Source organism: Bartonella sp. CL434QHHD (assembly GCF_042195145.1).
GTDB lineage: Bacteria > Pseudomonadota > Alphaproteobacteria > Rhizobiales > Rhizobiaceae > Bartonella.
Map to the genome: position 1 here is coordinate 79,464 of NZ_JBHINT010000042.1, position 14,930 is coordinate 94,393.

At 35.5% G+C, this 14,930-nt stretch carries 11 protein-coding genes and 1 pseudogene; 5 read left to right on the forward strand and 7 right to left on the reverse strand.

The genetic code is table 11. From position 1 onward, the window contains the following. Positions 1–799: 799 nt before the first annotated feature. Positions 800–2,056, reverse strand: a complete 1,257-nt coding sequence (locus tag ACFILN_RS07510; protein WP_375671202.1) for an aspartate kinase — start codon at positions 2,054–2,056, stop codon at positions 800–802. A 189-nt stretch (positions 2,057–2,245) separates the two neighbouring features. Between ACFILN_RS07510 and ubiG the strand changes: the two genes are divergently transcribed. Further along, positions 2,246–2,989 (forward strand): bifunctional 2-polyprenyl-6-hydroxyphenol methylase/3-demethylubiquinol 3-O-methyltransferase UbiG, encoded by a 744-nt coding sequence (gene ubiG / locus ACFILN_RS07515; protein ID WP_273790390.1) that lies wholly within the window; start codon positions 2,246–2,248, stop codon positions 2,987–2,989. A 20-nt stretch (positions 2,990–3,009) separates the two neighbouring features. Here the strand turns inward: ubiG and grxC are convergent, their stop codons facing one another. Together grxC and ACFILN_RS07525 are read right to left on the reverse strand one after the other, a co-directional pair. Next, positions 3,010–3,264, reverse strand: coding sequence for a glutaredoxin 3 (grxC, locus tag ACFILN_RS07520; protein WP_273790389.1), 255 nt, complete (start codon positions 3,262–3,264; stop codon positions 3,010–3,012). Between the two features lie 47 nt (positions 3,265–3,311). Further along, positions 3,312–4,097 carry a ComF family protein gene (locus ACFILN_RS07525; protein ID WP_273790388.1) on the reverse strand — a complete coding sequence of 262 codons (786 nt, stop codon included), beginning with the start codon at positions 4,095–4,097 and terminating at the stop codon, positions 3,312–3,314. Positions 4,098–4,293: 196 nt separating this feature from the next. Here ACFILN_RS07525 and ACFILN_RS07530 point away from each other — a divergent pair, with 196 nt between their 5' ends. Next, positions 4,294–5,172: a methyltransferase gene (locus ACFILN_RS07530; protein WP_375631010.1), complete on the forward strand. Its 879-nt coding sequence runs from the start codon at positions 4,294–4,296 to the stop codon at positions 5,170–5,172. A 7-nt stretch (positions 5,173–5,179) separates the two neighbouring features. On the opposite strand, the gene ACFILN_RS07535 is transcribed toward ACFILN_RS07530, so the two are convergent. Next, a complete protein-coding gene (locus tag ACFILN_RS07535) occupies positions 5,180–6,535 on the reverse strand; it encodes an L-cystine transporter (protein ID WP_375660049.1) in 1,356 nt (451 codons plus the stop codon). A 795-nt stretch (positions 6,536–7,330) separates the two neighbouring features. Here ACFILN_RS07535 and ACFILN_RS07540 point away from each other — a divergent pair. Then, positions 7,331–7,916 (forward strand): annotated as a pseudogene (locus tag ACFILN_RS07540) (type ISP restriction/modification enzyme); the annotation flags it as partial. A gap of 985 nt (positions 7,917–8,901) precedes the next feature. On the opposite strand, the gene ACFILN_RS07545 reads toward ACFILN_RS07540, so the two are convergent. Both ACFILN_RS07545 and ACFILN_RS07550 read right to left on the reverse strand, forming a co-directional pair. After that, positions 8,902–10,275 (reverse strand): glutamate--cysteine ligase, encoded by a 1,374-nt coding sequence (locus tag ACFILN_RS07545; RefSeq protein ID WP_273790385.1) that lies wholly within the window; start codon positions 10,273–10,275, stop codon positions 8,902–8,904. Positions 10,276–10,343: 68 nt separating this feature from the next. Next, entirely contained in the window at positions 10,344–11,087 is a 744-nt protein-coding gene (locus tag ACFILN_RS07550) for a 16S rRNA (uracil(1498)-N(3))-methyltransferase (protein ID WP_375631008.1), read from the reverse strand. A gap of 235 nt (positions 11,088–11,322) precedes the next feature. On the opposite strand from ACFILN_RS07550, the gene ACFILN_RS07555 reads away from it, so the two are divergent. Then, positions 11,323–11,466: a hypothetical protein gene (locus tag ACFILN_RS07555; RefSeq protein WP_273790383.1), complete on the forward strand. Its 144-nt coding sequence runs from the start codon at positions 11,323–11,325 to the stop codon at positions 11,464–11,466. A 315-nt stretch (positions 11,467–11,781) separates the two neighbouring features. On the opposite strand, the gene ACFILN_RS07560 is transcribed toward ACFILN_RS07555, so the two are convergent. Further along, positions 11,782–13,662: an AsmA family protein gene (locus ACFILN_RS07560; protein ID WP_375637517.1), complete on the reverse strand. Its 1,881-nt coding sequence runs from the start codon at positions 13,660–13,662 to the stop codon at positions 11,782–11,784. 316 nt (positions 13,663–13,978) lie between these two features. Here ACFILN_RS07560 and folD point away from each other — a divergent pair, with 316 nt between their 5' ends. Beyond that, positions 13,979–14,878 carry a bifunctional methylenetetrahydrofolate dehydrogenase/methenyltetrahydrofolate cyclohydrolase FolD gene (folD, locus tag ACFILN_RS07565; protein ID WP_273790381.1) on the forward strand — a complete coding sequence of 300 codons (900 nt, stop codon included), beginning with the start codon at positions 13,979–13,981 and terminating at the stop codon, positions 14,876–14,878. Positions 14,879–14,930 lie beyond the last annotated feature (52 nt).

A 14,930-nucleotide genomic window follows, 5' to 3' on the forward strand; every position in this document is an offset into this window, starting at 1 on the left:
TAATAGAGTAGTTAAGGGAAGAAAGTTAACCTAAAGAACATATGGAGGTATCAAAAACTTTGAAAATCTTAATTATAATTCAAAAAAGAGAAATAGACATGAAAAAAAATTTAATTAATAAAAGCAACACACTTGTAACATTATCATTAATTTTGATCTATAGTTACATAATTTTATGAAAAGTACTTCTGAAGAAGCTATAAACGCATAAGATATAGTAATTTTATAACGTATAGCGTAAACATAAATATTGTCTATAGAGATAGATTTTTTTATTGCCTCATAATATGGAAAAAATTAACTTTTCAAGATACACATAAAGTCATAAACAATCATTTGAAGATAAACTAAACATCTATAGAAAATACATCATCAATTTTACTTTTGGTAATTCCATCATTAATCTAATGAGCTCTAATTTCTCTAAGATTTATAATATTAAATCTGTATTGACGGGGCTGTCCCTCATGCAACATGCATCTTTTGAATAAACACTGTGCACTGCTCCTTATTCCATTAAGGCTTATCGTAAAGACTTCTCCATCCCTCTCTATAGGCTCTAAAACGTTTATAGACGGCATATTTTTTATCCCTTCTTAAACAATTTTTTACCCAAACATCTTTCTCTTGTAATGTATAAGTGACCATTTTTAAATTCATCATGAACAAGTTTAAAATGAGAGAGTTTTGCTGTATTAAATATTCTATTTAAGTTAAAAATATAAATTGTTCTTAACAAAAATTATTAACATATATTAAAGCTTTATGTTATTGAAACTTTGTTGAAACTAAAAAATACTTATCCCTTATCAAGAGCATAAACAGCATGTAATGTTCTAACCGCAAGTTCAGTGTAAGCACTATCAATCAAAATAGAAATTTTAATTTCTGAAGTCGTAATTGCTTGAATGTTAATACCCTTTTCAGCCAAAGCCTTAAATGCTGTAGCGGCAACACCTGCATGGCTACGCATTCCAATACCAATCACAGATACCTTGGCGAGATCGCCTTCAAATTGGAGAACATCAAATCCAATTTCTTTGCGATTCTTCTCAAGAAGTGTAACGGCTTTTCCTACATCTGATGATGGTACAGTAAAAGTCATATCAGTTTTTGAGCCATCTTCAGAAATATTTTGCACAATCATATCAACATTAATGCGTTCTTCAGCCAAGGGACCAAAAATTGCTGCCGAAATCCCTGGACGATCGGCAAGCCGACGAAGGGAAATTTGTGCTTCATCTTTGGCAAAAGCAATACCAGTAACATTTTGTTGTTCCACAATTTCATCCTCATCGCAAATAAGTGTTCCAGAAGAACTCATTGAATCCTCCATGCCTAACGCATCAGGATCCTCAAAACTTGAACGCACAAAGGTACGAACCTTATGAACCATTGCTAATTCAACAGAACGAACCTGTAAAACCTTTGCACCAAGAGAAGCCATTTCTAGCATTTCTTCAAAAGCTACTTTTGGTAAACGACGCGCTTTCGGTTCTATACGTGGATCCGTTGTATAAACACCATCCACATCCGTATAAATATCACAGCGATCAGCTTGTACAGCAGCGGCTATAGCAACAGCACTTGTATCTGATCCCCCACGCCCTAAGGTAGAAATCCGGTTATCCGGAGCTAACCCCTGAAAACCAGCAATAACGGCAACCTGACCTTCCTGAAAACACTCGATTAAAAAAGATCCATCAATATTAGTAATACGTGCACGGCCATGCGCATTGTCTGTATGAATAGGAATTTGCCAACCAAGCCATGAACGTGCATTCACCCCCATTTCTTGAAGTGTCAAAGCCAACAATCCTGAAGTAACCTGTTCACCAGAAGCAACCACAACATCATATTCACGAGCATCTCTATGCATGGAGGAAGCATCACTCGTCCACTGAACAAGTTCATTTGTTTTACCAGCCATCGCAGATACGACAACGGCAACCTCATTGCCTGCATCAACCTCTCTTTTGACATGCCGTGCAACATTATGAATACATTCAATGTTTGCTACAGATGTTCCACCAAATTTCATGACAATGCGCGCCATTAATAACACTCTTACCTTTACATCTCTTATCTCAAACAGTAATGAGAATTAGATGCTGTATCAACTAACCATTTTCTCGACATAGCGAATATCTATCATTTGTGCAAGTTTCATTATGATTATATTAATTTCTCTTGACTTTGTATAAAATCTACTTGACCTGATCATTAAAAATAAAAGGAAGGCAACATGATCGATGAAACACAAACAACTATTGATCAAAGTGAAATTGATCACTTTTCACGTATTGCTACAGAATGGTGGAATCCACAAGGAAAATTTCGACCTCTTCACCAATTTAACCCAACACGCCTTGCTTACATCAGAGAAAAAATCTGTTTAGAGTTTAATCGTGACCCTTCTTCACTTACGCCCTTTCACAATTTGAAAATTCTTGATATTGGCTGTGGAGGAGGCTTGTTATCTGAACCAATGGCACGTCTTGGTGCTATGGTTGTAGGCGTTGATGCTGCACAAACAAATATTGAAGTCGCAAAAACCCATGCTGCTCAAAATGACCTTTCCATTGATTACCGCACGACGACAGCAGAAGTACTTGCCAATGAAGGAGAAAAATTTGATATTATCCTTAATATGGAAGTTGTTGAACATGTCGCTGACGTTAATCTCTTCATAGCAGCTACAGCAAAAATGTTGAAACCACAAGGGTTGATGTTTGTCTCAACACTCAACCGCACATGGAAAGCATGGGGGCTTGCTATTGTAGGCGCTGAATATATTCTACGTTGGCTTCCTAAAGGAACCCACGATTATAAAAAATTCCTAAAACCTCTAGAACTTAAAAATTTCTTATCAAAAAACGCTCTGACTGTTATTGATGAGATAGGTATTACTTATAACCCTTTAAACGACAGCTGGAATCGCTCAAAAGACATGGGTGTTAACTATCTCCTTCTCGCAAAAAGGTCGTAAGGATATGTAATTTACAAATATTATATGCCTTGTAATAAAGAATTCAGCTTTCCCTCAGCCTCTAAAGCATAAAGATCATCACAACCGCCAACGTGATAATCATCTATGAAAATTTGTGGAAATGTATTACGTCCATTTGCACGCTGTACCATTTCTTGGCGAAGGGATGTGGAAGCATCAATATCTGTATACTTTACGCCTTTTTTATTAAGCAAATCACGTGCTTTTGTACAATAAGGACAGTTAGGGCGTGTATAAATTATTATCTCTTTCATAGTATTATCCTCCAATATTTTTTAATAATATTCACTTTAAATTCCTCTTAAGAAGAGGGAAAAATAGAATCTTCTTTGAGAACACGCGAAAATGTTAGCACATCAACCTGTCGTGCACCTGCATCTTTTAATGCAGCAGCTGCTGCTGTAACTGTTGCACCCGTTGTAAATACATCATCAATCAGCAAAACAGAACATCCTTTGAGATATTTTTTAACTTTATGCGAAACCTTAAAAGCATTTTTTACGTTAAGTTTTCTCTCTCTTGAAGAAAGACTAACCTGCGGACGGGTATGCCGACAACGAACAAGCCAACTCGGTTTTAAAAGCTTTTTTTGTGATGCTGCAATATAACGTGCAAGCTCAGCAGATTGATTATAACGCCTCTCCCAAAAACGACGAAAATGCAATGGAATGGGAATAATAACATCACAATCATCAATAACCTCGCGTCCAGCAAACATCATCCAATTGGCCATAAATGATGCCAATTCTATATGATCACCATATTTTAAGCGCGTTACTAAAGTTCGTGCAAGCCCTTTATGAACAATGACTGAGCGAACACGTGAAAAAGGATGAGTATTACGGAGTGCTTCACCACTAAGAAAACCATCCCCCATATCACAAACAAAAGGAGTCCCCATAACAGGACAATAAGGTTTCGTGATAAATTGAAGGTCTTTCCAACATTCGGAGCAAATCGTACCATAAGTAGAAACATTTTGCTTACATCCAGGACAAATTGGTGGATAAAGCATCGTTTTCAAGCGTTCAACGAACTTACTTAGTATATCCCCGCTATTTAACGCCGCTTCTCGAAAATACAACATTATAAATTTAGGCTTTTACAAGTTTCCCTCAAAACAAAAGTTCCTTTGTATTTCCTCAATTTATAATTTTAATTCCTTTAAAAACTCTTACCTTCTATAAATTTATTTTCTTTCATATTATAAACTTGACAGAGCTTGCACAAATAATGAACCTTTTCAAAATATATTCTTTCATAGATCGAAAGTGTTCCACAATATGTCGCATCCTTTAATTTTTGATCATAACCGCATTGAACAATTCCGAAAACGTGCCTTTCAAAAAGCAAAAAAAGGATGTGACTTTTTACTCTCTCACATGGCAGAAGATCTCTATAAACGCCTTAGCACTGTTGATCGCCTCTTTACATTAGCTCTTGATTTACACAGCCATACAGACCTTGCTGCGCAAGCTTTAATGAAATCTGGAAAAGTTTGTTCCATAGAACGCATTGAAACCGATACGCTTTATCAAAGCCATGATAAAAAATTCTATTTACGTCATCGAGAATTTCTTGATTTACCTCAAAGTTACTGTGACCTTATTGTTTCACTTCTTTCATTACAATTGACCAATGATACCCCTGGTGTTCTAAGCCAGATAAAAAATACCCTTAAACCAGATGGCTTATTTCTTGCTGTTATGGCAGGAGCTGGTACATTAAGAGAATTGCGGGAAAGCCTGCTGCAAGCTGAAAGTGAAATTTATGGTGGAGCAAGCCCTAGGATCTACCCTTTTGCCGACATTCGTGATGCAGGCGCTCTTTTACAGCGTGTTGGCTTTGCCCTGCCTGTAGCAGACGTTGAAGATATCACAATACGTTATAATACAATGTTTGACCTTATGCACGATCTTAAAGCTATGGGAATGCAAAATGCACTCATCAATCGTTCACGACGCCCTGTATCCAAACGTTTTTTTCTCCGCGCAGCTGAAATCTATGCACAACAATTTAGTGACCCTGATGGACGTATTCGTGCACATTTTTCTTTCATCTGGCTCTCTGGTTGGGCTCCTCATCCCAACCAACAAAAACCCCTACAACCTGGTTCAGCGCAAATATCTCTTACAGATGTTTTACAGCCAAAAAAAATATAACCTAAAATTATTTTTTTAAAATACTTTTATCTGTTGTCCGTAATATTTGACTAGTGACCGTTCCAGCTATCATTGAATCGCTCACGTTTAGAGCAGTCCGTCCCATATCAATTAGCGGTTCAATAGAGATAAGTACAGCAACCAAAGTAACAGGAAGCCCCATAATTGGTAACACAATCAATGCAGCGAAAATAGCACCTCCCCCCACACCAGCAACACCAATAGAACTCAATGTTACAACACCAATAAGCGTAGCAATCCAAGTAGGATCAAGAGGATTAATACCCATAGAGGGTGCAATCATGGTCGCAAGCATCGCTGGATAAAGACCAGCACAACCATTTTGTCCAATTGTTGCCCCAAAAGAAGCTGCAAAACTCGCAATGGATTGTGGTACACCTATCCACTGTGTTTGCGCTTCAATATTCAAAGGAATACTTGCAGCACTTGAACGACTGCTAAAAGCAAATGTTAAAACTGGTAAAACCTTTTTGAAAAAACGAAAGGGATTAATCCCAGAAATACCAAGCAATACACCATGAATTCCAAAAATTAAAATAATACCGACATAAGAAGCAATGATAAAAACCAGTAAATTTAAAATATCTGTAATACGCGATATTGCTCCTACTTTCGTCATAAGTGCAAAAATACCATAAGGCGTCAAAGCAATCACAATACGGACTAACCGCATAATCCAAGCTTGTGCCACTTGAATAAATAAAAGCGCTTTTTCTCCTTTTTCTGGCTCATCTTTCTTTAAAAGGAGAACCGATGCACCTAAAAATGACGCAAAAATAACAACACTAATAATTGACGTACGTTTAGCGCCACTCAACTCAGCAAATGGATTTTTAGGAATCATAGACAAAATCATCTTTGGTATATTCATATCTCCAAGTTTAGAAATATGACCTTCAAGAAGAGCAGAAACATTTTGCCCTTCATGCACCAAACCCTCGGTTGTTAATCCAAAAAAATTAACCACAAGCACACCAACCAATGCTGAAAGAGCCGTTGTAAAAAGCAATATTGAAATTGTTATTATACTCATCTTTCCAACAGCATAAACAGAATGTAAATGAGCAACTGCTGAAACGATAGAAATAAAAACCAGTGGCATAACAATCATTTGCAACAATAAAATATAGCCTTCACCGACAATGTTAAACCATTCAACGGATTTCAATAAAGTGCTTTCACCCTCTCCATAAATAAACTGCAAAACACTTCCAAAAATTAAGCCAAGGATAAGCCATAGCATAACACGTAGTGAAAGACTCCATTGCATTTTCTTACTTTGAGAAACCAATAATAAAAAAATAACAAATAGAAATAAATTGACGAAAAAATTAAATGTCATTGTCTATGCTCACTATTATTATGGTTGACATAAATAATCTGCATAATTCAAAATCAATGCATGATATTTAAAATTAACCTATAAAGCTTACAAGGCTTTTACAAAATCATTATTTTTTTAATTTATAGATTAAAAGAGAATTTTTTATCTACTAATAACTGTTTAAAGAAAATAAATAAAATTATTTTCTTATTCTTTAAATTTATGCTCTTATAAAATAGTTAAATAAGAAAAATATAAACAACATTCATTGCATCTTAATACTGAATAATTCCAGCGTATCTTATCCTATAAATGTCCTTACCACTCTCTTTTGCTATTTGAACTGAAGCGAGCTTTCCAAGAAAAGATGAATTAACAATCGAACATTCATGATTTTTCTAGAAAATACACCAACAAGCTACTTCTGCTCATTTTATGGACTGCACTCTCAATAGCTTTGATCAGCACTTCAAGTATAATTATTTTATTGAAAATACCTTTTATACATTCTTTCTTTGCTCTCAATGAAAGCTTTTTTATTTTTCAAAATTCTTTTATAGTCATAAAAAGGTTTTTAAAGACAACATGTTGATTTATAGTCATAATTTACTGTTTGCATATTAAATGAGAGTCCCGAATCACATAAGATTCTCTCATTTCAAACCTGTTTATCTTGAATCAATCAAAATCATTTGCTTGCACGTCACAAGCAGGGCAGATATGTGGATAAAAATGTATGAGAAAGGAGTAGAAATACCTCTTATGAAACGTCTTAATGCAAGAGTTGTCGAAACATTGAAGGGCGGAGCTTGAGCAGCAAATATAAATAATATGATTGCTTTTTATAATAGCGCAGTAAAACTTTTAACGATACCTATTCATATGCTGATCGAACAACACGTGCACGTGCTGTAGATAATTTTGTCATTTTAGATACAAAAAAGATAAGTTGGAGTTATAATGTTAAGCAAGAACTAATAAGAGGAAGGTTTTTGAATTTGAAGAGGCATGCCTCACGCAAAGTTCGTATCGCCCTTTTACACGACAATGGCTTTATTATAGTTGTATCTTCAATGATGGAGTTTATCAGATACCACATATATTCCCTATGGTGCCAGTAGTAGAAAATAGAGTAATACAAATTATAGGCATAGGAGCACGAAGCGTTTTTTCTGTGTTGATAGCTAAGAATTTGCCTAATATAGATGCAATAGATACAGGTCAATGCTTTCCACGGTATCTTTATAAAAACGTTGAATCTCTGTAACTGATCGTGATGAGAAACAGTCCCTTTTATTTACAAATTCTACAGAAGAAAACACAACAGCTGGTTTACAGAGGCGTGATGCCATTACGGATGCACTTTAAAGCTGCTTATCCTAGTGAGAGCATAACAAAGGCGGTTACAAATTTCTAGATAATGAAAACAATGGAAAAGACTGAGGGTATATGATTAAAATGAGAGGCTTTAAGCCTACAAATATTATAAATTTTATGAATAGTACAGTTATAAAGCATTAAAAGAAGCTTTAAAGTAAATTTACAATATATGGGAGATAATTAATCGTCTATAATAAATTGCGCTCATACTGATAAAAATTATTCTGCTATAGAAATGTTGTTCTTTTTTGAATTTTTATGCGTATTCAAACACTCATTCGTTACAAGCTCAATCTCTTTATCTCTTTCATCTTTATCAAGAATAATAGTATTTTAATATAATAACCCCTTTGCATACAAATAGTTATTTCTTATCTATGAATAGCTTATAATTTCATATAACCCTATGAAGATAATATTTTTATTTATTAATATTTAATGATGTAATTAACACATTCATTCTATATATTATCATCTTTATTTCTATCTATTTATATAATATATTTCTTTTTTCTATAAAAATAAGCTTGAGTTATACATACATAGATCTATCGGTATTTTTTCTACTGTCTTTTTAGCGCACTGAAAGATTGATATCATAATTTTTGTATAATAAAATGCTCTTTCATATAAGCATCGTATATTGAATTATAATAATTGACTATTAACCGCAAATTATATTTTTTTATCCCTTTTAAAAGTGAAAAATATTATTTTCAGACCTATTCATAAGTAGATGAGCCAAGTGAATAAAAAATGTTTGATAATAAGCTTTATCTCTTATGAACTATCTTTAGTACAAAAGGGCAACATTACGATTACGGAAATATCGTGATATTATTGGGTATAAAAATCACACTGCCCAAGAGATTTTTGTATTGTATCCTTTCCGTTATGAGAAATGTTAAAAGCAAGGTAGGATATGCTCTCTAGAGCAAATGAGTGAATGAACCACCACGGTTATATGCATTTTTAAAAAAGTAGGAAGTATCTTTGCTTCAAATTTAATAGGCACATTCTAAAAATAAAGGTTCTACCGACTCATTCCAAATAGAATAGTAATGGGACAAAAATTTTTCAGCATCTGTTTGTCCCATTGCAACAACCTCTTCTAGAGGATTAAGAAAATTTGTTTCATCAAAACCATTCGTATCATACTGTTTGCGATTTTTTAAGCCTTTGCGAGCAATAGCGAGAGATTGACGTGCTAACTCTAAAAGAATAGTTTGACGAAAAGGAGTTCTTAACCCTTCTTTAGGAACGCGTTGGCGCAACTCTAAAACTTCTTCAAAACACCAATCTTTTGTCAAAGCCTCTGCCTCATTAAGTGCTTCCCTATCATAAAGAAGCCCAACCCAAAAAGCCGACAACGCACAAATGCGCTTCCAAGAACCGCAATCAGCTCCCCTCATTTCTAAAAATCTTTTTAAGCGGACTTCAGGAAATAACGTTGATAAGTGATTAATCCAATCTCCCATGTTTGGAATTGAATTTGCAACTTGTCCTTTTAATGCTCCATTCATAAACTGACGAAACGTTATGTGTGTACAATCATAGTAACGACCATCACGCACAACAAAATACATTGGAACATCAAGGGCCCATTCAACATAATCAACAAAACCAAAACGCTCAGAAAATATAAAGGGAAGAACGCCTGTCCTCTGATTATCCGTATTACGCCAAATTTCAGAACGCCACGACAAAAAGCCATTTGGGCGCCCTTCTGTAAAAGGTGAACTTGCAAATAATGCTGTTGCAATGGACTGTAGCTTCATGGACACTTGCATTTTTCGCCGCATATCACTTTCAGATGAAAAATCAAGATTAACCTGAACTGTTGATGTGCGATACATCATATTAAGACCATTATACCCCACTTTAGGCATATAATCAGTCATAATCTGATAACGTGATTTAGGCATTCGCGGCGTTTCAGCTAAAGTCCACTTTGGACTAGCTCCAAGACCTAGAAAACCTATACCCAATGGTTCTGCAATTTTTTTGAGAAGAGTTAAATGCTCCATCAACTCATAATATGTATGGCCTACTGATTTTAATGGTGCACCAGATAATTCAAATTGTCCCCCAGGTTCCAAAGAAATGGCTCCCTGATCAACTGATCCTACGAGCCCAATAATATTCTCTTCATCTAAAATAGGTTTCCATCCTAAGGCGCTTTGCATCCTCTCTAAAAGCGCTCGGATTCCCCTCTCTCCTTCATAAGGAACAGGGTGAAAACCATCTCTATAAAACGGAAATTTTTCATGTTCTGTACCAATGCGCCAATCATCTTCTGCTTTATACCCCCCTTGGAAATAGCTAACCAAAGAATCTAAGTTATAAATTTCACTTTCATCAGTTATATCAAGCGCCATAACTCATCGTATCCTATAATTGGTATCATCATCTTAAATGAATTGTTTAGAATGATTTTACAGATTTCTCAATCCATTGCCCAATCCCCCACGGTAGCATTAAGAAGAGCCAAAGCAGCAACAGCGGCAGTGTCAGCGCGTAAAATACGCGGACCTAATGATATTGGAACCACAAAAGGATGTTTTTTTAAAAAGCTCCGCTCTTCTTCACTAAAGCCACCTTCCGGTCCAATAAGAATACCAGGTGTTGTAACGTCACGCTTTTTAAAAGAAGCTAATGGATTATGCGATTTATGCTCTTCATCACAAAAGAATAAAGGCTGTGTCTTATCCCACCGTGCTAAAAGTTCTGCTAATGATAGAGCAGAGACGCATTCAGGAAGAGATAAAATTCCACACTGTTCAGAAGCTTCAATAACATTGGCTTCCATACGCGCCATATTGATACGCGTAACCTGCGTATGATGCGTCATAACAGGCTGCAAAATCGATACCCCCATTTCAACAGCTTTCTGCACCATATAATCCAACCGCGCGTTTTTGAGTGGAGAAAAGCAATAAATAAGATTGGAATGCGTCGTTTGTAATCTTTCTTGATGGATAAGCTGAACCACAACAAATTTTTTCTTAATAGCGATAAGTTTAGCAAGCCACTCACCATCCTGTCCATTAAAAAGTAAAATTTCTGCTCCTTCTTTCATACGCAAAACATGCACAAGATAAGAAGCTTGTGCCCCCTCTATCTTTATTTCTTCATTCAAAGCCAATGTCTGTCTGATAAATAATCTTTTAAGTTTATAATTTATGCGCATAAAAATTTTGCCAAAGCTCACTATCGTCATCGAGAAAATGAAGAAAAATATATAGCAAAAAGAAAAAATTATATCTATAGAACTATAATATATTAAAGAATTATAGAGTTTTTTTAGCTTTATGAGATAATAATAGGAACTTATAGATCCTTAAGTGATTCTGCTTTCATAAAAGTTTAAATAATGCACCATTCATCTTTGCATTCAGTCATTGATGCATCCGTGGAGGAAAAATATGTCTGCTAAAAAAGCTACAATTATTACGATTACAACCCTCTTAGCCTTTATTTTGATTACAGTGGGAATTGGTTCTGTTGGAGCAGACGGGAAGCATACAATTACCAAAGATGGCTATGGTATTTCTTCTGCGATTCAATAAGCACTGGCCAACATCCTCCTTAAAATTTTAATGTTTTTTAGCAACTTTTCTAAGATTTGCATCAATATTATGAATCTCTTGTATTTGAGAGATTCCATAAGAAGGATTTTTATTCTTCTCTTCAGTCATTTATCTATATCAACCACACTTATTATGACGGAGAGGACGGTTTTTACTGCTTCACGACGAACGGACTTAAAATGAGAGAATCTTTCGATAATGGGAGTTCTGATTTAAATTTAAAAGACAATTTTAAGTTGCAAAAAAACGAATTACCATTATAGGATAGAATATTATACAGATGAAAAACGATACTCAATCTGCGTCAATGTCTTTTGTAACCCAAAAATTACCATGATTTTGTCCTTTAGAGCTTAGAGAAAATGTAAAAGGCCATGCAAGGCTATTAGCAAGACATTGGACGTCTTTACATAAAGTTTCTGATCTATAGTTTTTGTCTAGTTGTGCCTGTAATATCAGTTCATTTTGCTTCCCTTGCGCAATAGCAGCTGCAATGGTTCCTTGAATGGATAAGCTCAAGTCTGCTGTACGCATTAATGACTCTGTCACCTTCATCATACCTTCTGAAAAGCTTGTCTGAATATCCCAGTGATCAAATGTTGTTGAAAAAGTATCATTATTCATTAAAAGAAATTGTTGTTTATTTGAAAGTCTTGTTTGTAATTCATTCAGATCATACCCTAATAGCCGACCAGAAGACATCTTCAGTGTTAATTCACCCTGCATTTTCGTGAAAATTTCTGGCCAAGAATCAGCAAGTGTTCGTACCGTTGCAGTAAAATTCGTTTTGCTTTGTATAAATGGAATAAATCCCAAGGTTTCTAAAGTCTCCTGCATATCAATAGAAGCGCCTGAAATATTTCCTCCAATACGCACTCTCTGTCCAGCTGACGTAACTTCAATATTACTTTGCACGGATCCCCCAAAAATATTAGCATGTCCAAGATCAAAAATACCATGCCCATCTCTTATTTGTATTGCAGCAGCTAAATTTGTGAGTGAAATATTTCCTATTTTAGCTTGTGGCGCAGAAAGTCGTATATCCACGCCAATACGATCAAAAGTTCTCATGTCAAAGCAGGCATTTTTCTTTTTGCCTGAAAAAAATATTGAACTCAAGAGGCTAAGGTCTAGGTTATCAAAAGCTAAAGAGCCCATGACATTTGGTACATAATCTTGAAAATCGAGTTTTAAAGCTCCTCGCGCATTGGCTTTTCCCATCGTAAATGTAACATTGTTCATTTGGATATGCATTGGCTGCGCTAAAAAATGAGATTCCCATACAATGGGTATTTTTAATTTATGTCCCCAAAACTGATTTCCACCAACCCAAGACAATGTCTGATTCCATCCAGGAGAACGCATCGATACTTTTCCGTCAAAAATATAATATTCAGATAACCGAGCCTTTCCTGTAAAAGTTATTCCCCCACGTACAGAATTGAGACTTGCCCTAATATGACTTTTGCCTCCTGCAAGAAGCAACAATGCTTGAGAAGCATCAATTGATAACTTTGTAAATTCTCCACGCCAACGCGCATCTGCGCGTAACCGTACTTCCTGAGTTGATTTCGGACAATCTAAAGTTGCATTTAATCCTGTTATTTTTTCTGCTGCTCCTGAAAAACTATCGTGATACACAAGAACACCATTTTTAATGACAATCCGCCCAAAAGGTTGTTTTAAAAGTTGCTCTATCTCTGGATGTTCAGGATTATGTTTTAATATTTCACGCGTATTACGTATTGCCAACCCTAATGCACCTTGTGAGCGAGAAAACCGATCAAAAAAATCTGCTATTGTTTTAACAGGCTTTTCCATAACAAATTGAGGACGCATAATCCGCGTCTCTGAAAAAGAAATATGTCCCCAAAGAAGATCGACGACAGAAAGATCAACTTCTATTGATTCAGCTTCCATTAATGGCGCAACATCATCCATTTTTGATGTTAAAGTAACGCCAGAAAGAAATGCTTTAGGATAAGGAAAAAGATGTAATCGCGGTGGATCACGCAATTGCACATTGTAACCCGTCCATGCACTCAAATCCTGCGCTAAACGAATACGAATCGCATCTGTAGAGATAAGATAAGGTAAAACGAGAATCCCCACTCCCAATAAAAAGATAATTGTAATAAAAATTCCGCTCAAAAGTTTTATTATTCTGATGCGCACAATATCCCTCTATACTTATCCCCCTATAACAGATTAAAAACAAACTTAAATGATCATAAAAAGTTTTTATAACCCTATAATTCACTATATCCACTTTGTATCTTCATTATTTTTGTTCTTTATCCAAAATTTATTCAAACAGCAATGTTGCTGCTTCTTTATAAAGCAATTATTTAAAAGTCTTCAAAACTATAAATCCACAACATTATAAAACCATTCTTACTGTTCTCATATGAATATTGCTATAAAACTCTATCGTATTATTAGAAAATGCTTTACAAACAAAAACAAACAGCCTTACCGAAAGGATCTCTGAATGAATAATATTATCGACGGAAAAAAACTTGCTGAAGAGATTATTGTGAAAGTTAAGGCCGAAACAGCAAAGCTCCGCCATCACTATAATATACAACCTAGTATCGCTGTTATTATCGTTGGAGATGATCCTGCAAGTCAAGTATATGTCGCCTCAAAAAATAAAAAAGCCGAAGAATGTGGGTTTCTTTCAATCAAACATGCCGTTTCCAAAGAAACACAAGAAAAAGAACTCCTTCAACTTATTGCAACATTAAATTCTGATCCCAAAATTCATGGTATTTTGGTACAGCTGCCTCTCCCTGCTCATATGAATACAAATCGCATAACACAAGCCGTTGCTTTCCAAAAAGATGTTGATGGTTTTCATTATATTAATGTAGGAAAACTCGCGGCAAATGCACTTGAAGATGCAATTATTCCCTGCACTCCAGCTGGTGCCATGATGATGATTGAACAACACTGTGGGCAAGATTTATCTGGACTTGATGCTGTCGTTGTTGGACGCTCTAATATTGTTGGAAAACCTATGGCTGCCCTTTTAACAGCAGCAAATGCTACTGTGACAATTGCCCATAGTCGTACCCGTGACCTTGATGATGTGTGTCGAAGCGCTGATATTCTAGTAGCAGCTGTAGGCCGTCCACAAATGATTAAAAAAGACTGGATAAAAGATGGTGCAATTGTTATTGATGTCGGTATTAACCGCGTTGCTGCACCAGAAAAAGGTATAGGGAAAACACGTCTTGTTGGTGATGTCGATTTTGAAAACGTAAAAGAAAAAGCTGCTGCGATTACCCCTGTTCCAGGAGGCGTTGGACCAATGACAATTGCCATGCTTATGGTTAATACACTCAAAGCTGCTGCGCGATCACACAATCTGCCTATACCAAAATTCTAAGAATTGTAACAATTCCTTGTATATGGTTTCATTGTATATGATTCAGCTTATT